Origin of the sequence: Aquiflexum lacus (assembly GCF_015476655.1) — a bacterium.
GTDB classification, from domain to species: Bacteria; Bacteroidota; Bacteroidia; order Cytophagales; family Cyclobacteriaceae; genus Aquiflexum; species Aquiflexum lacus.
The window spans coordinates 98,714-115,398 of the sequence record NZ_JABFHF010000014.1 but is presented as its reverse complement, the minus strand read 5'-3'; the positions used below and the strand labels follow the sequence as shown (position 1 = coordinate 115,398).

General features: G+C 37.9%; 15 protein-coding genes. 8 read left to right on the top strand and 7 right to left on the bottom strand.

All coding sequences use genetic code 11. The features are described from left to right. Nucleotides 1-7: 7 nt before the first annotated feature. Genes HMJ38_RS14035 through HMJ38_RS14010 form a run of 6 tightly spaced genes read right to left on the bottom strand, consistent with a single transcriptional unit; the run spans nt 8 to nt 5,650 of the window. A complete protein-coding gene (locus tag HMJ38_RS14035; RefSeq protein ID WP_194975040.1) occupies nt 8-493 on the bottom strand; it encodes a hypothetical protein in 486 nt (161 codons plus the stop codon). 47 nt (nt 494-540) lie between these two features. Continuing rightward, on the bottom strand, nt 541-1,173 hold the full coding sequence (locus HMJ38_RS14030; protein WP_194975039.1) for an ABC transporter ATP-binding protein: 633 nt from the start codon (nt 1,171-1,173) through the stop codon (nt 541-543). Continuing rightward, nucleotides 1,174-1,953 carry an acyl-ACP--UDP-N-acetylglucosamine O-acyltransferase gene (lpxA, locus tag HMJ38_RS14025; protein ID WP_194975038.1) on the bottom strand — a complete coding sequence of 260 codons (780 nt, stop codon included), beginning with the start codon at nt 1,951-1,953 and terminating at the stop codon, nt 1,174-1,176. After that, on the bottom strand, nt 1,950-3,344 hold the full coding sequence (locus HMJ38_RS14020; protein WP_194975037.1) for a bifunctional UDP-3-O-[3-hydroxymyristoyl] N-acetylglucosamine deacetylase/3-hydroxyacyl-ACP dehydratase: 1,395 nt from the start codon (nt 3,342-3,344) through the stop codon (nt 1,950-1,952). The genes lpxA and HMJ38_RS14020 overlap by 4 nt, the downstream gene beginning before the upstream one ends. A gap of 39 nt (nt 3,345-3,383) precedes the next feature. Continuing rightward, a complete protein-coding gene (gene lpxD, locus HMJ38_RS14015) occupies nt 3,384-4,406 on the bottom strand; it encodes a UDP-3-O-(3-hydroxymyristoyl)glucosamine N-acyltransferase (RefSeq protein ID WP_194975036.1) in 1,023 nt (340 codons plus the stop codon). 17 nt (nt 4,407-4,423) lie between these two features. After that, on the bottom strand, nt 4,424-5,650 hold the full coding sequence (locus tag HMJ38_RS14010; RefSeq protein ID WP_228780054.1) for an HD domain-containing protein: 1,227 nt from the start codon (nt 5,648-5,650) through the stop codon (nt 4,424-4,426). A 63-nt stretch (nt 5,651-5,713) separates the two neighbouring features. Here HMJ38_RS14010 and porX point away from each other — a divergent pair, with 63 nt between their 5' ends. From porX to HMJ38_RS13995, 3 genes are read left to right on the top strand one after another with little or no spacing between them, the layout of a single operon-like run. After that, nucleotides 5,714-7,273: a T9SS response regulator signal transducer PorX gene (porX, locus tag HMJ38_RS14005; protein WP_194975034.1), complete on the top strand. Its 1,560-nt coding sequence runs from the start codon at nt 5,714-5,716 to the stop codon at nt 7,271-7,273. A 6-nt stretch (nt 7,274-7,279) separates the two neighbouring features. Beyond that, entirely contained in the window at nt 7,280-7,723 is a 444-nt protein-coding gene (gene tsaE / locus HMJ38_RS14000) for a tRNA (adenosine(37)-N6)-threonylcarbamoyltransferase complex ATPase subunit type 1 TsaE (protein WP_194975033.1), read from the top strand. Further along, on the top strand, nt 7,716-8,918 hold the full coding sequence (locus HMJ38_RS13995; protein ID WP_194975066.1) for an alanine dehydrogenase: 1,203 nt from the start codon (nt 7,716-7,718) through the stop codon (nt 8,916-8,918). Before tsaE ends, HMJ38_RS13995 begins: the two co-directional genes overlap by 8 nt. Here HMJ38_RS13995 and HMJ38_RS13990 read toward each other — a convergent pair. After that, on the bottom strand, nt 8,915-9,388 hold the full coding sequence (locus HMJ38_RS13990) for a response regulator (protein WP_194975032.1): 474 nt from the start codon (nt 9,386-9,388) through the stop codon (nt 8,915-8,917). The two genes, HMJ38_RS13995 and HMJ38_RS13990, sit on opposite strands and share 4 nt — an antisense overlap. Before the next feature lie 217 nt (nt 9,389-9,605). Between HMJ38_RS13990 and HMJ38_RS13985 the strand changes: the two genes are divergently transcribed. The 5 genes from HMJ38_RS13985 to HMJ38_RS13965 all read left to right on the top strand — a co-directional run bounded on the left by HMJ38_RS13985 (nt 9,606) and on the right by HMJ38_RS13965 (nt 16,653). Then, nucleotides 9,606-11,879: an Rv1355c family protein gene (locus HMJ38_RS13985; RefSeq protein WP_194975031.1), complete on the top strand. Its 2,274-nt coding sequence runs from the start codon at nt 9,606-9,608 to the stop codon at nt 11,877-11,879. Nucleotides 11,880-11,883: 4 nt separating this feature from the next. Beyond that, complete coding sequence (locus tag HMJ38_RS13980; protein WP_194975030.1) at nt 11,884-12,600, top strand: hypothetical protein; 717 nt, start codon at nt 11,884-11,886, stop codon at nt 12,598-12,600. After that, complete coding sequence (locus HMJ38_RS13975; RefSeq protein WP_194975029.1) at nt 12,591-14,702, top strand: sensor histidine kinase; 2,112 nt, start codon at nt 12,591-12,593, stop codon at nt 14,700-14,702. Before HMJ38_RS13980 ends, HMJ38_RS13975 begins: the two co-directional genes overlap by 10 nt. Then, nucleotides 14,695-15,810, top strand: a complete 1,116-nt coding sequence (locus tag HMJ38_RS13970) for a hybrid sensor histidine kinase/response regulator (protein WP_194975028.1) — start codon at nt 14,695-14,697, stop codon at nt 15,808-15,810. Before HMJ38_RS13975 ends, HMJ38_RS13970 begins: the two co-directional genes overlap by 8 nt. 303 nt (nt 15,811-16,113) lie before the next feature. Then, nucleotides 16,114-16,653 (top strand): inorganic diphosphatase, encoded by a 540-nt coding sequence (locus tag HMJ38_RS13965; protein ID WP_194975027.1) that lies wholly within the window; start codon nt 16,114-16,116, stop codon nt 16,651-16,653. Nucleotides 16,654-16,685: the final 32 nt, after the last annotated feature.

Below are 16,685 nucleotides of genomic sequence, written 5' to 3'. Positions count from 1 at the left end.
CTGACCGTTATTTCTTTTTAAGGTTAAAAGTATAGTTACCAGCAACTGCACCACTCGGTAATTCTGCCCCAGGAACTGTAATGGCGAAAACAAGCCTTAAGTCATTCCCTGTTCTGGTAAACGATACTTCTCTTTCTGAGGCAGGCTTGGTTCCCGACAAGGTGATTTTGTCTAAGTTAGTTCCGACAAAAGACCAATTCCCGTTAGTATCAAAAAGATCATTACTGTTGATCGTACTATAATTTTTATTGCTTCCGCTTGCAGCAAAAGTGATTTCAAAATCCTGATAAATATTTGTTTCAGAACGGCCGTCTCGGACTACCGAACCCCCTCCGGCTATAACCCAAGCCTGTGATGAACCACCTGTCAGGTCCTCAATGGCAAGTTCCTCAGGAGTTTTGGACGGAGTAGGATCATCTTTTTTGTCTTTGCAGGAAAAGAGGCTAACAGCTAAAAAACCTGTGATAATCAAGCTTAAAACAATCTTTTGCATAATCGTATAATTATAATTTCTGTAAAATTAATCATAACGCGCAATAATCAAAGTTTTTGTTTTGGCTTGAAGTCTTCAATTTTGATTTCGTTTGGGCAAAATCCATATTCTCTGGGGTCATTGGAACACACAAAAAGTGTTTTATCCTTCGAAAATTCTTTTACCAAATGCAAATACCAAGCTATACCCTTTTCATCCAGGTTGGAAGTAGGCTCATCCAAAAGAATTAAATTTATTTTTGAAAAAAAACATAATCCAAGCTTCAACCGCTGCTTCATGCCAGAAGAAAATTGGAAAATCGGTTTGTCCCGGTGTTCCTTCAGGTACATGATGTCCATCATTTCTTCCAAAGAGACGGACGCTATTGGAAGTTTGAATTTAAAATGGAACGCCAACAATTCGGATAAAGAAAACTCTTCTGGCAATTCCATGTAAGGGGCGCTCATGACCAAATACCTAAAAATATCCGAATCCGAAATATCTTTTTCTTCTAGCGAATAAGTAATCTGTCCTGAAGTTAGTGGTTGTAAGCCTGAGATACATTTTATCAGGGTGGATTTTCCGGAACCGTTGCTTCCGGTTATGGCCCAATGGGAATAAGGTGTGATGTCAAGGGTCAAATCTTTGAAAATCCAATCAAATTGGAACCTTTTTGAAATCTGATTCAGCTTAATTCTCATTTAGCTGATGTATCCTTTCATGACTCCTCTTTCAGAGGACCGGATGAAATTAATGATTTCATCCCGCTCTTTAGTCGCAGGAAGGTTTACCTCTATTTCTTCCAAAGCCCTGCTATTATTGAGGCTGTTTAAGAAAAGGTATCGATAGACTTCCTGAATATGGCTGATCGCTTCGCTGGAATATCCCCTCCTTCTGAGACCAAGGCTATTGACTCCTGCATAACTTAACGGTTCTCTTGCTGCCTTGGTAAAAGGAGGAACATCCTTTCTTACCAATGAACCCCCGGAAATCATGGAATGCATGCCCACTTTGACAAATTGGTGTATCGCACTGCTGCCACCTACTATGGCCCAATCATCTATGATGACATGACCTGCCACCTGAACCGAATTGGCAATAATAACATTGTTTCCGACCAAACAATCATGGGCGATATGAACATAAGCCATTAATAAACAATTGCTTCCGACCTTTGTGGTTCGTTTGTCTATTGTACCTCTGCTGATAGTGACACACTCTCTGATGGTAGTATTATCGCCGATTTCAACGGTAGAATCTTCGCCTTGGAATTTAAGATCTTGCGGAATAGCTGAAATGACAGCTCCGGGGAAAATTTTGCAGTTTTTACCTATTTTGGCACCAGGAAAAATTGTAACATTGGATCCAATCCAAGTACCATCACCGATTTCAACGTTTTCGTGAATCATGGTAAAAGGGTCAACATGGACCTCCTTTCCCAAGATGGTGTTTTTGTGTATATGTGCTAATTGACTGATCATGATTCTTTTCTGACAATGCTGGCGGTCATAATTGCTTCACAAACCAAGGTATTCCCAACAAAGGCCTCACCTTTCATTTTTGCTATCCCTCTTCTTATAGGTGCAAGCAGCTCACATTTGAAGACCAATGTGTCCCCAGGAAGAACCATTTTACGGAATTTGCAACTTTCAATTCCCAAGAAATAAGTCCAATATTTTTCAGGATCATCCACTGTGCTCAATACCAATATCCCGCCAGTCTGTGCCATTGCTTCTACCTGAAGCACACCTGGCATAACTGGATTTCCTGGGAAGTGGCCCATAAAAAAGGGTTCATTGATGGTGACATTCTTGACACCCGCCACTACAGAATCATCAAGGTAAATGATTTTATCCAATAATTGAAATGGATATCGATGCGGCAAAATATTACTGATCTGATTGATATCCATAACGGGTGGCAGCTTGGGGTCATAATGAGGAATATGAACAGGCCCAGTCTTCTCCATTGCTCTTTTGATTTTTTTTGCAAAAGCAACGTTTGCTGCATGCCCGGGTCTTGCCGCCAAAATTTGAGCTTTTAGAGGTCTGCCAACCAGTGCAAGGTCTCCGACGACATCCAGAAGTTTATGTCTTGCAGGTTCATTTTTATATCTTAACTCCACATTGTTAAGAATGCCTTCTTTTCTGACTTCGACTTTGTCCTTGTTAAACATTCTGGCAAGATGCTCCAATTCTTTGTCTTCAACTACCCTATCTACCACCACAATGGCATTGTTGAGGTCTCCTCCTCTAATGAGGTTTTGGTTGTAGAGCATTTCCAATTCATGTAGGAAACAAAAAGTTCTACAAGAAGCAATCTCAGATTTGAACTGGCTGATATTTGTAATAGAAGCATGTTGGCTTCCCAATACAGGAGAATTGTAATCGACCATTACAGTGACCCTGTAATCATCCAGAGGCAATGCTGCCATTTCGACTTCCCGGGAAGGTTCTCTGTAAGTGATGCTTTCAGGGACTTCAAAAAATCTCCTGAGGGCATTTTGCTCTTCAAGTCCAGCTTCCTCTAGAATCTGAATATATTGAATGGAGGACCCGTCCATGATTGGAGGTTCAGGACCATCTATTTGAATCAGGACATTGTCTATTTCCAGACCAACTAATGCAGCGAGTACATGTTCCACCGTAAATATTCTTGCACCACCTTGTTCCAGGGTCGTGCCCCTAGATACATCTACGACGTTGTCTACATCAGCATCAACAGTTGGATGTCCTTCCATATCAACCCGTTGAAATTTGTAGCCATGATTTGGTGGAGCAGGTAAAAATGTCATATTTGAAATAACACCGGTATGTAAGCCTACACCGGAAATTGTTACTTGCTTTTGAATAGTATGTTGTTTGACTCTCATTCGTTCAAATAATGCCCTTTAGAATTTCAGAGCGTAAATTTAGCCTTTTTTTTCTAGTTCTTTGATTCGGTCCTGTAGTTCGGGAAGTTTTTTGAAAAGTGAATAGGATTTGAGGAAGTTCTTTATATCCATTCCCAAGAATCCGAATATAGTTTGTCCGCTACTGGTAATGTTTTTTGGGACTCCTGTTTTGGCGCCAATTGTTGTTTTGTCTGCGATTTTAATATGCCCTACAATTCCTACCTGTCCGGCAATTACACAATTTTTCCCTATTTCTGTTGAACCAGAAATACCTGTTTGTGAGGCAATTACTGTATTTTCACCGATGATGACATTGTGAGCGATCTGAACCAGATTGTCAATTTTTACTCCTTTTTTGATGAGGGTGGATCCCATCGTGGCACAATCGATGGTCGTATTTGCTCCGATACTGACATGATCTTCAATGATTACATTACCAAGTTGTGGTATTGACTTGTAAGTACCATCTTCTTGTGGAGCGAATCCAAAACCATCAGAGCCAATTACTGCTCCGGACTTGATCTCGCAGTGATTACCGATTTGTGTATTTTTATAAATTTTAGAGCCTGCGTAGATGATGCAATTGTCCCCAATCTTAACATTGTCCCCTAAGTATGCATGCGGGTGAATCTGTACATTGTTGCCGATTGTGCAATTTCTACCTACATAGGAAAAAGCACCTCTATAATGGTTTTCACCAATACTACTGCTTTCATCAAAATAAGAGGGCTGTTCTACACCGGTTTTATACGATTTTAAAATCAGCGCATAAGCTTCCAATAATTGGGTAAATCCTGTATAGGCATTTTTCACCCGTATCAAATTTGTTTTGACAGATTTTTGGGCCACAAAATCTTGTGATACAATTACTGCTGTGGCACCAGTTTCATATATATAGGGCTCATATTTTTCATTGGCCAAAAAACTTATCCCTCCTTCTTTTCCTTCTTGGATTTTGTCTATTCTGTTTACCGTGATAGACCCATCGCCTTCAATTCTGCCATTCAGCATTTCGGCTATTTGATTGAGGGTAAATTCCATTTAGAGCAATTTAAGGATTACAAAGTTAAATTTTTGGCCTGACAGATATAATGTTTTTTAACTATTTTACTCATTGCTTTTATATTCGGAAGATCTGCTGCTTGGGCTACATCAATAATCTGTCCTTTTTTTGTCAAAATGAGTATCTGCTCTTTATTAAGATATGCATGATTGCTTATAGTTCCATGATTGAAGAAATAATGATGATCAATTTCGGGAATCTGAAGTTTTTTGAGACTTTTATTTTTTTCAATATTCAATTCTTTCTCTGTAAAAGCCTCATTTCTCAAATTTATCTTGAAAAGATTTCTGGTCAGAAACATGTTGGAAATATTTCTGATCACATAATCTTTTTCATTCTTCCACATTTTGATAGCTCCCCAGATATCAAGGTCATCTAAGGTCATGAATTTTTCCAATAAATCATGATCTTTTCTCAAATCCTCAAGACTGAATCTATTACCAAGGAATAAAAGCAGCTCTTCCGTACCATACAAAGTATGACCACTTCCCATCAGTTCAATCCCTCGGTTTATCAAATTTATCATCATTTTCTCAGCACTTACTGTAGTCTTGTGCAGATAAACCTGCCAATACATCAACCTTCTAGCGCTAAGAAAATTCTCTATACTATATAGCCCCTTTTCTTCGACTACCAGTTGGTCATCCTTGATGTCCATCATTTTGATGATTCTGTCCGCACCAATGGTGCCCTCAGAGACACCTGTAAAGAAACAATCCCGCTGAAGGTAATCCAAGCGGTCAATATCAAGCTGACTTGAAACGAGCTGATTAAAAAAATTCCTTTCATAAGCTCCTTTGAAGATTTTTATAGCTAAATTCAATCGACCTTGTAATTGCTCATTGAGTTTTTCAAGGACTAAGAGAGATAAATCTTCATGGGGTGTATTTTTCAACAAGCTGAATTCTAGGGCATGGGAGAAAGGACCATGTCCGATATCATGGAGCAAAATAGCAACCATTGCTGCCTCATATTCATCATTGCTGATTTCAATTCCTTTATGGCGAAGGTTGTCTAAAGTGATGCGCATCAGGTGCATAGCTCCAATAGCATGATGGAAGCGGGTATGGAGTGCCCCTGGATAAACAAAATCTGTCAAACCCAACTGTTTGATACGACGTAACCTCTGAAAGTAAGGATGGTCAATAATGGTAAAAATCAACTCACCTGGAATGGTGATAAACCCATAAACAGGGTCATTTAATATTTTGTGACTTTTCAATGTCCCTGACATTTGATAGGTTCCAAAAGTAATTATAATTTTAAAAGAAATAAACCAAATATTATGCAAAGGTTCAAAATTCTATGGGCAGATGACGAGATAGATCTTCTGAAACCACATATATTGTTTTTAGAACAGAGAGGTTATGAGATTGCTACTGTCAACAGTGGCGTGGATGCCATTGAGTCCGTAGAAAAAAATAATTTTGATGTGATTTTTTTGGATGAGATGATGCCGGGAATGACAGGCCTGGAAACTTTACAGCAGATCAAGATGATAAAACCTCAGGTACCTGTGGTGATGATCACCAAAAGTGAAGAGGAGCATATCATGGATGATGCCATTGGGGGTAAGATTGCCGATTATCTGATCAAACCGATCAACCCCAATCAGATACTGCTGTCTGTAAAAAAAATACTGCAAAACAAACAGCTGATTACTGAAAAGACCAACCTTTCCTACAGACAGGATTTTATGAACATCAGTATGGCCTGTAATGATGCTTCCACCCATCAGGAATGGACTGATATTTATAAGCGGTTGACCTACTGGGAATTGGAAATTGACAAGACAGAAAACAAGAGTATGCAGGATGTCCTTGAAACACAGAAAACAGAAGCAAATGCAAGCTTTGCCAAGTTCATCAAAAATAATTATTTGGATTGGATCAATGATCCAAAATCCTATAAGCCGATTATGTCGCATAAATTGATGAATGAAAAGGTTTTTCCCTTTATAAAGCCCGGTAAACCGCTGTTTTTTTTGGTTATTGACAACCTACGGCTTGACCAGTGGGAGGTGATCAAACCATTGATCACGGATTACTTCAATCTAGTGGAAGAATCCACTTACTTTAGTATCCTGCCCACCACCACTGCCTTTGCAAGAAATGCGCTCTTTAGTGGATTGATGCCTTCTGATATGGCAAGGTTCCATCCCGAACTATGGGAAGGTGAGGATACCGATGAGGGCAAAAATAATAATGAGGAACACTTTCTTTCTGAAAACCTTCACAGAAATCGCTTGAACATTAAATTCAGTTACCATAAAATCCTTCAGGCTTATCAAGGCAAAGCAGTATTGGAACACTTTCATCAAATGCTCAATAATGACCTGAATGTTTTGGTGTATAATTTTGTGGATATGATGTCCCATGCCAGGACAGATATGAAAATGATCAGAGAACTGGCACCCAACGAATCTGCCTATAGATCCATCACTAAGAGTTGGTTTGAGCACTCGTCACTTTTTGAACTGTTTAAAAAAATACAAGCTGCCAAGGCTGATGTTATCGTGACCACTGACCATGGGACCAAGAGGGTAAACAGACCATATAAAATTATCGGTGATAAAAATGTGACAACCAATCTGAGATATAAGCAAGGGAAGAACCTGAACTTTGAAAGTGGAAAGGTTTTTGAAATCTCTAAGCCTGAGGACGCAAAACTTCCGAGACTTAATATCTCAACGAGCTATGTTTTTACTGTAGAAGATTATTTCTTTGCTTATCCAAACAATTACAATTATTATGTAAATTACTACAAAGATACCTTTCAACATGGTGGGGTTTCCTTGGAAGAAATGATTATCCCTTTCATACAACTTGAACCAAAGAATATTTAATTAAATTTGGAAAATATTTATAGTTACAGTCTTGAAGAAATCCAAGATATCGCCAAAAAGATTGTGGGGTTTTGTCAGGAGGAAAAAATCTGGGTGTTCAAGGGTGATCTTGGAGCCGGCAAAACTACCTTGATCAAATCCATAGCAAAAGAAGTCGGTATTGAAGACAGGGTTTCAAGTCCGACTTTTTCTTTGGTCAATGAATATTGGAATGATAATGAAGAAGTCTTTTATCATTTTGATTTCTATAGAGTGGAAGACCCGTCGGAGGTGTTGGAAATAGGAGTTGAAGAATATTTCTACAGCAGCAATTATTGCTGGATTGAATGGGCCGAAAAAATACCAGGTTTTTTACCGCTTGATTTTATATTGATAGAGATTGAAATTCTGGAAAATGGCAATCGTAAAATAACCTTAAAGCAGATTTTAAATGGGAAGTCAAATGGTTGAGATTACTGAGGGGATAAGTCTTTATCCCAAAGAATCCGCTAAAAAAGTAAAAAACTCAAAGAACTCCTTGGTCATTGGATTGCCCGCGGAATCTGCCGTTCACGAGAAAAGGGTTGTGCTGACACCTGATGCCGTAGGCTTATTGGTCAATAATGGTCAGGAAGTTTTGGTAGAAACCAATGCAGGTAAAGAATCCAAATTCACTGATCAAGAATATGCTGATGCGGGGGCTAAGGTGGTTTATTCTTCCAAGGAGGCGTTTGATGCTGATGTAGTAATGAAAGTCGAACCACCTACCGAACAGGAGATTGATTATATGCGATCAGGATCTTGTCTGATATCAGCTATCCAACTAGGAAAACAAAACGCAGATTACATCCATGCATTAAATCGAAAAAGGATCACTGCTGTTTCCTATGAACATTTAGAAGATAAAGTAGGAGGGATGCCTGTGGTCAGGGCTATGAGTGAGATTGCCGGCAGTACAGTGATGCTTATAGCCGCTGAATATCTAAGTAGTGTCAACAATGGAAAAGGATTGATTATGGGTGGGGTTACCGGAGTCCCGCCAACACAAGTAGTCATCATCGGGGCAGGTACTGTAGCAGAATATGCTGCCCGAACAGCATTAGGTTTGGGAGCAAGCATCAAGGTTTTTGACAACCATATTTACAAACTCCGAAGGATTAAGCATCTGTTAGGCCAACAGATATTTACCTCAACCATTGACAATTATACCTTAAGCAATGCCTTAAAAGAGGCAGATGTAGTTATTGGCGCATTGAGAGCGGAGAAGGGCAAAAACAAAATTGTTGTCAGTGAGGAAATGGTCGCCGCAATGATGCAAGGGAGTGTCCTAATAGATGTTGGAATTGACCAAGGTGGCTGTATAGAAACTTCCGAGATGACGACTCATGAACGACCAACTTTTGTAAAGCACGGAGTAATTCACTATTGTGTGCCAAATGTTGCTTCCCGTGTGTCAAGAACTGCTTCTTTTGCTTTGAGCAATATTTTCACTCCATTACTCTTGCAGATGGCGGATCTTGGAGGCGCAGAAGAAATGGTTTTCAACTACAAATGGTTCATGAAAGGAGTGTATACCTATAGAGGTAGCCTGACCAATGCCTATTTGGCCAGGAAATTTTCAATGACCCACAAAGAATTACTTTTGCTACTTGCTGCCAGGTATTAAGAAAGGAGATTTTGTCTTAATACAAACTCTAGCTGACTATTGATGTCATGAAGGTCTGTAGTAAGTTGTCTATTCTCTAATCTGAGTTGGTATACCTCATATGCATTTTGGATGACATTGCGCATATACTCTTCTTCCCAAGGTTTGGTAAGGTAATGATATATTTGACCTTTATTGATGGCATCAATGACAGCTTGTATATCAGTGTAACCTGTTAGCAAAATTCTGATTGGGTCAGGATTGATTGGTATGATTGAAGAAAGGAAATCTACGCCGGTTTCTTCAGGCATCCTTTGGTCAGTAATAATGATATGTACGTCTTCAGACTTCAAAATTCTCCTGCCTTCATCAGCGGACATTGCCAAAAAGATCTGATAATCTCTTCTGAAAGTTGCTTTAAAGGCCTGAAGGTTGTTTTCTTCATCATCTACATACAATATTTTTATTTTTTCTTCGGGTGAATTTATCATGGGGCTTACTCGGATGAATTTTGTTCGAAATGCAAATTATTATCGGGCAATTGGATTAATCTGCCTACAAAGTATCAAAAATATTTATTCAAAAAAAAATTGAAACAAAAAATATTAAAATAATAATCCTGAGTAAGATTTTTTTTAAAAAAATTATGATAAAAAATTGGTAAAGAAAATTATCTTTACTCCTGATAATCACCCTAATTATCCTCAAATGAATACTATCTTGTATCCTGATTACATCAATCAATCGGGAATAATTTTACTGGACCCTCAAATAAAATCTGATGCTCAACTTTTGATGAGGCTGAATGATCTTCCTATGTTGGTCAGGTTGGATGAGATAGAAAGTCAGGTTTCGGAGCTGATCAAATTGAGAAATCCTTCCAAATTTTTCACAAAAGAAGAATTGTCAAATCGGGTGCAAGATTTTTTTGAAATCCATGGGAGGCATGATTATGGAAATTGGGTTTTTTATCCTTGGAAAAATACCCTAGTCCATATCCTTCCCGAAGAAGAATTTATTCAGGTAAGGACCATCCGCAACCAATATAAAATCACGCAAGCAGAACAGAAAAAACTTGCTCAAAAAATAATTGGTATTGTCGGGCTTTCTGTAGGACAGAGTATTGCTTTGGCTTTGGCACTTGAAAGAGGTTGTGGAGAACTCAGATTAGCGGATTTTGATACCCTTGAGCTGAGTAATATGAATAGGATGAGGGCAAGTATTGCAGATATAGGTCTCAAAAAATCCACCATTGCCGCTAGAGAAATTTTAGAAATAGATCCTTACCTCAAAGTAACAGTTTTTGATGAAGGTATAAATGAAGAAAATATTGAGTCATTTTTTTCTTCAGGAGGAGAATTGGATCTTGTGGTTGATGAATGTGATAGTTTGGATATCAAAATTTTGTTGAGGGAAGTTGCTAGGAAAAAACGAATACCCGTCATCATGGATACGTCAGATAGGGGGATGCTTGATATTGAAAGATTTGACTTAGAACCTGAAAGAGAGATTTTCCATGGATATATGGGGGATGTAAATTATAGAGATCTCAAAAACCTTTCCATGAAGGAAAAAGTCACTTTTGGTCTTAAAATCACTGGTATCGACACACTTTCTACAAGGATGAAGGCCTCATTGATGGAAATCAACCAAAGTATTTCTTCCTGGCCACAGCTTGCTTCTGCTGTATTTTTAGGTGGAGCTTTGGGTTCACACACTGCCAGAAATATTCTTTTGGATCAAATGACTGATTCGGGACGCTTTTTTGTAGACCTGGACGAACTGATACAAGTTGAATTGGGGAAAATTTCCACAAGTCCCACTACCAATCCGTCAAACCTTGATGAGTCGGTGGAAAGAGAGTATGGTTTGTCAAGAGAACTAATTTCGCGATATAAACTATCAGAAGAAGAACTTTTAAGTATCGTTGAAGTCGCTAACAGTGCACCTTCGGGTGGAAACATGCAGCCTTGGCAATGGGTTTTCACCAAAGGTGGAGTGCTTCATCTTTTTCATGATAAAAAAAGAAGTGAATCCTTGTTGGACTTTAAAGGAACAGGTTCCTTGATTTCTTTTGGAGCAGCGCTGGAAAATATCAGATTGACATGTCTCAAAATGGGATTAGCAGCGACGATCAAAACCCATATAACAGAATTTGAGGAGGAAAAAATTGCCAGTATCCAATTTGATGGAAAATCAGAGTCTTCCATTTCTGACAGCTATGACTATTTAATCCCCTTTATAGATAGTAGGCTGACCAACAGGCTCAATGAACCTAGAAGTCCTATTCAGGATTCAACTTTTGAGGAATTGTCAGAGATTGCTGCTGAAGCTGGATTCAAGCTCAGGATTTTTGACCAAGAAGAACAGATCAAAGGATTTGCAAAGATAAATGGACTGATGGATTGGGTCAGGATGATCAATGTAGAGGGATATAATGATTTTGTCAAAGAGATCAGATGGGATCATTCTGAAGCCGAAAAAACCAAGGATGGGATTGATCTGGAAACTTTTGATCTTGATGTTGCTGATATGGCAGCTTTAAAAATGGTCAATAATGCCAAGGCGATGAAATTTATAAGAGACCATAAACTTGGCAAAGGATTTACCCGGATATCGGATAATACCTTTAAATCAGCTTCTGCAATTTGCCTCCTGACTGCCAATGAATTTTCACCGAATACCTTTTTGAATGCAGGTAAAGCTATACAGAGAATGTGGGTTCATGCCAATATGAAGCAAATTGGTTTTCAGCCAGTCACTGCGTCACTATTTATGTACCATCATTTGTTGAAAGGAGACTGCAACACATTTACCCCTTTTGAATCAGAATTGATTACCAAAAGCTATTCAGAATTCCAAAATCTTGTCTGTAAAGATAAGGACGAAGAAGAAATTTTTCTTTTCAGGTTGAATGTCACCAAAGGAGAAGTGGTGAGGTCCTACCGAAGAGATGTATTAGTCACCCTAAAAATCAATTAATATTATGTTTATTTTCAAAGCCTTTAGGGCAATTGATGATCCTACATCTTGCCTCAGATTTATTGAAGGTCATGCCAATGTTTTAAAAGAATATGGTGTCACAAAAGTGGGCTCTTCAAACCATTTTTGGATGTATAATCCTTATGTATATGTCGTAACTGTAGAGGATATCCAAACAGGAATGATGGTCAGTGGCGTGAGGATACATATTGCCAATAGGGATTACCCGCTTCCAATTGAAGAGGCAATAGGGAAAATTGATCGGAAGATTCATGACGTGGTGGATATTTACCGTGAAAATGGAACAGGTGAAGTGGCAGGTTTATGGAATTCAAGATCCATAGCAGGGTATGGTATAGGCTCTATGTTTCTCTCAAGAACAGCTATAGCTATAGCGGCCCAACTAAAATTAGAGTCACTATTGGCTCTGTGTTCCGAATTTACAATCCAACCCACTTTAGATAAAGGATTTCAGGTGGAGGAAAGTATTGGAAAAAAAGGAAGGTTTAGATATCCTAACGTGGACTTCATATCTACTTGTGCAGTACTTCGAGATGTTGAAAAAATCCCATTGGCATTGCCTTCCGAAAAAAGGTATATATTTGATTTAAGGAAAAATTTCGATAGCATCAGGGTTGAAAACTCACTCAAGGGAGATATCGAAATCAGATATGACCTTTTGATAGAAAATCCCGATTGGCGCTTAAAATTATGTATGTAATATTATTAAGTCTCATTTTAAGCATCCATAGCTTTGAAAATGTAATTCAAGAAACCCTGCCAAGCATAGATTTGGCTTATGAATTTCTAATTGAAAATAGCAGTAGACATTTCACTGTTGAAGAAATTATTCTTTCTGAGGGTTTTATCAAAGTTGAATCTGCAACAAAAAACTTCGGGATCAATGATAGGATCGTATGGTTAAAATATGGGATTGTCAATGATTCGGATGAGGAAAAAAAGTTTTTTTCAATTAATAATGCTTCTTTAGATAAACTTGAGATTTTTTTGGTAGCCAACGGTGAGATCGTTGATCGACAAATCGGTGGGAGAGTAGTTGGGATTGATGACAGAATGATCCCATCCAAAAATATTGTTTTCGAATTGAATTTAGAAAAAAATCAACCTTACACCCTTTATATGAGGATTGAAAGCGTCAACAAAAAGGTCATTCTTGCTTCAATTTCTGATCTACAGTTTGTCAATAAACAAATCTGGAAAGAAAATTTATTTTTTGGAATTTTCACGGGAATTCTGTTTGGATTGCTGTTTTACAATCTTTTCTTGTACTTTTCAATCAAAGATAAAGTATATCTGATCTATGTGATTCACACATTTTTGGTATGGTTAACCCAATCTGCTATTTTGGGCTATACGCAGGAATTGATCTGGCCAAATGATATCTGGATCAACCTTAGAAGTGGAGTGATGTTTTCTTCCTTAGTAAGTATAGCCGGAATCTGGTTTCTAAGGGTTTTTCTACACACCAAAGTTTTTCTACCAAAACTGGATAAAGGCTTCTATTTTATTTATGCTGTTTACATTTTTATTTTCATCAATGCACTTTTCATTTCCTTGACATTAAGTTATCAGGTTCTTTTGGTGACGCAGACCATTGTCGTTGTGTATGTTTTGTTGGTGGCGATTTATGTATGGCTCAAAGGTTATAGTCCCGCAAGATATTATTTATTGGCTTGGTCAATTTTTATGATGGGCATTTTGTGGTTTGTGATGAGTGAAATGGGAATTTTACCATACACGGCTTTTTCAGCTTTTATCATGCCATTAGGATCAGCATTAGAGGTGATTTTACTTTCTTTTGCACTTGCAGATAAAATTAATATTCTGATCAAGGATAAGAATAAAGAACAGCTCGATAAACTTCAGATTATGAAGGAAAATGAACGGCTAATCATCAAGCAAAATGAAAATCTGGAGGAAAAAGTAAAGAAGAGAACTGAGGAACTTGAACTAACGCTACATAATTTACAAAACACCCAAACGCAACTGGTCAATCAGGAGAAAATGGCCTCTCTGGGTCAACTTACAGCGGGTATCGCACACGAAATCAATAATCCGATCAATTTTGTCAGCTCCAATATTGCCCCATTAAAAAGAGATATTAAAGACTTGTTAGAGGTGGTAGAGGTTTACAGGGAAAAAGGGTTTGTAGAATTTTCGGAGTCTTCCAAAATGGCGATTCAGGCCAAAGAACAAGAAATCGAATTTGATTACCTGCTCAATGAGATTGACCAATTATTGAGAGGTATGGAGGATGGTGCCAAAAGAACAGTAGAGATTGTCAAAGGTCTTCGGCTTTTTTCTCGAGTGGATGAACAGGATGTTAAAAAGGTGGATATTCATGATGGGTTGAATAGTACTTTGATTTTGCTCAGTAGTTCGATGAACGGAAAAATAAAAGTTAATAGGCAATATGGTTCTTTGCCCATGGTGGAATGTTTGGCCGGAAAAATCAATCAGGTTTTTATGAATATAATCACCAATGGTATCCATGCACTATTGGATAATCTTGATAAAAACTCCGAACCGGAACTTACTTTACGTACAAGTAGAATAGAAAATAGCATTATAGTAGAGATTGAAGATAACGGACCTGGTATGCCTGACAAGGTTAGACAAAGGATTTTTGAACCTTTTTTTACTACAAAAGCTGTAGGGAAAGGTACTGGCTTAGGCCTTTCAATTGTATATACCATCATAGAAAATCACAGGGGCACTCTCGAAGTACGATCGAGAGAAGGTAAGGGTACTAACTTCATTATAACACTTCCTATTTATCAATTGACTCAGCAAAATGACTGACAAGATCATAGTTTTATATATAGATGATGAGGACAATAACCTTAACTCTTTCAAGGCCAGTCTGAGAAGAGAATTTAGCGTCGTTACAGCATTAACCGCGGAGGAGGGCTTGACAATAGCGGCATCAGAAGAAATACACGTGGTGATTGCTGACCAAAGGATGCCAGGAATGTCAGGGGTGGAATTTTTTGAAAAATTAATGAAAATCAATCCAGACCCTATCAGGATACTATTGACGGGATATTCTGACATCGCAAGCGTAATTGACGCCATCAATAAAGGAGAAGTATACAGGTTTATTGATAAGCCATGGAATATCGATCAAGTGAAGATAGCCATTAAAAATGCTGCCGAAATCTATTTTACCAGAAAAGAACTAAAAGACAAAAATGAAAGATTGCAGAAAATAATTTCCGAAATGAACCAGTTTGTGTACTCTCTGTCACATGAACTCAGGGGCCCATTGATGAGCATCTCAAGTGTATCAAATCTTGCCAAAATGGAATCCAAAGAACCATCGGTGAGAGAGTATTTTGAGATGATTGATTCAGCGACTGATAAACTCGATGATTATATTTACAAAATAATGGACTTTTACAGAGCTACTAAAATTGAAAATAAAATTACAGAAATCAGATTTAATGAAATTATTGCAGAACAGTTAGATTTTTATAGGAAAAAGTGGGATTTGAGTGCCATAGAAGTAATTGTCGATGTAAATCAACTGGGCCCTTTCTTTACAGATGATTCCAAATTAAGGGTGATCCTGAATCACTTGTTCAGCAATGCCTGTAATTACCAAATTGAAAACAATCCAAATAAAACGATTTGGATTTCAATAACATGTGATAGTAATTCAGTGAGTCTTGTATTTAAGGATAATGGAATAGGGATTGAAAAGGAATTTCTAGGGCAGGTTTTTAATCTTTTTCAAAGGGCTACCAAAAAAAGTGTGGGTTCAGGACTTGGATTGTATATGGTCAAGGAATCCGTTACCCAATTGGGAGGTGAAATAAGTATTGATTCCGTTGTAAATGAAGGAACTACCGTGAATATTTTTTTACCATCACTTATACTGGCAGAAAGTGAAAAGGAAGCTGCTCAATAAAATTATCCATAAAAGTACTAAAGCCCTTTTTTAATTTAGTTAAATTTTCCTTCCCACAGGCGTAAAAGCCAGACGCAACACACAATTATGAATCAATTGGTACTATAGCCAAGTACTTTTTTTATTAATTCAACTTCGTATACAAGTTACCAACGAAGCTCCCAAAGGATTGAAATTGTAGTTATTTGGTTGGAAGGAGAATTGCTTTACTCGATGATTTACAATTTACAGCACTTTGTTTCCAAGGCATTTTGCCTTTAATTTGCATGGAATTAATATATCTTCATTAAAAAGTTTTTATTTATGATCAATCCATGGCATGATGTGAATATTGGTAAAGAAGCTCCTGATTTTGTAATGGGAGTTATTGAGATCCCCAAAGGAAGTAAAGGGAAATACGAGTTGGATAAAAAAACCGGTATGTTGCTTTTAGACAGGGTATTGTTTTCGGCGGTACATTATCCAGCTAATTATGGTTTTATCCCTCAGACTTTCTGCGAGGATAAAGATCCACTTGATATTTTGATCATTTCCCAGATTGATATTCCTTCCATGACTTTGGTAAAAGCAAAAGTGATTGGTGTCATGCGCATGGTAGATGGGGGTGAGGCTGACGATAAAATCATTGCTGTGGCTGCTGAGGACCAATCTGTGAATTATATCAATGATATTGATGAATTGCCTCCTCACCTGATGAAAGAAGTCCACAGATTTTTTGAGGATTATAAGAAATTGGAAAATAAAGAAGTCAAGGTAGAAGACTTTTTAGGTAAAGCGGAGGCTTTTAAGATCATTCAGGAAAGTATTGAGTTGTATGATAGTAACTTCAGAACACAGAGATAAATAAAAGCCCGGAGATTTTCGGGCTTATTGCT

Bases quoted from the DNA above. Each gene is read 5' to 3' on its own strand.
- HMJ38_RS14035 (WP_194975040.1), bottom strand. From the start codon at position 493: ATGCAAAAGATTGTTTTAAGCTTGATTATCACAGGTTTTTTAGCTGTT.
- HMJ38_RS14030 (WP_194975039.1), bottom strand. From the start codon at position 1,173: ATGAGAATTAAGCTGAATCAGATTTCAAAAAGGTTCCAATTTGATTGG.
- lpxA (WP_194975038.1), bottom strand. From the start codon at position 1,953: ATGATCAGTCAATTAGCACATATACACAAAAACACCATCTTGGGAAAG.
- HMJ38_RS14020 (WP_194975037.1), bottom strand. From the start codon at position 3,344: ATGAGAGTCAAACAACATACTATTCAAAAGCAAGTAACAATTTCCGGT.
- lpxD (WP_194975036.1), bottom strand. From the start codon at position 4,406: ATGGAATTTACCCTCAATCAAATAGCCGAAATGCTGAATGGCAGAATT.
- porX (WP_194975034.1), top strand. From the start codon at position 5,714: ATGCAAAGGTTCAAAATTCTATGGGCAGATGACGAGATAGATCTTCTG.
- HMJ38_RS13995 (WP_194975066.1), top strand. From the start codon at position 7,716: ATGGTTGAGATTACTGAGGGGATAAGTCTTTATCCCAAAGAATCCGCT.
- HMJ38_RS13990 (WP_194975032.1), bottom strand. From the start codon at position 9,388: ATGATAAATTCACCCGAAGAAAAAATAAAAATATTGTATGTAGATGAT.
- HMJ38_RS13985 (WP_194975031.1), top strand. From the start codon at position 9,606: ATGAATACTATCTTGTATCCTGATTACATCAATCAATCGGGAATAATT.
- HMJ38_RS13980 (WP_194975030.1), top strand. From the start codon at position 11,884: ATGTTTATTTTCAAAGCCTTTAGGGCAATTGATGATCCTACATCTTGC.
- HMJ38_RS13975 (WP_194975029.1), top strand. From the start codon at position 12,591: ATGTATGTAATATTATTAAGTCTCATTTTAAGCATCCATAGCTTTGAA.
- HMJ38_RS13970 (WP_194975028.1), top strand. From the start codon at position 14,695: ATGACTGACAAGATCATAGTTTTATATATAGATGATGAGGACAATAAC.
- HMJ38_RS13965 (WP_194975027.1), top strand. From the start codon at position 16,114: ATGATCAATCCATGGCATGATGTGAATATTGGTAAAGAAGCTCCTGAT.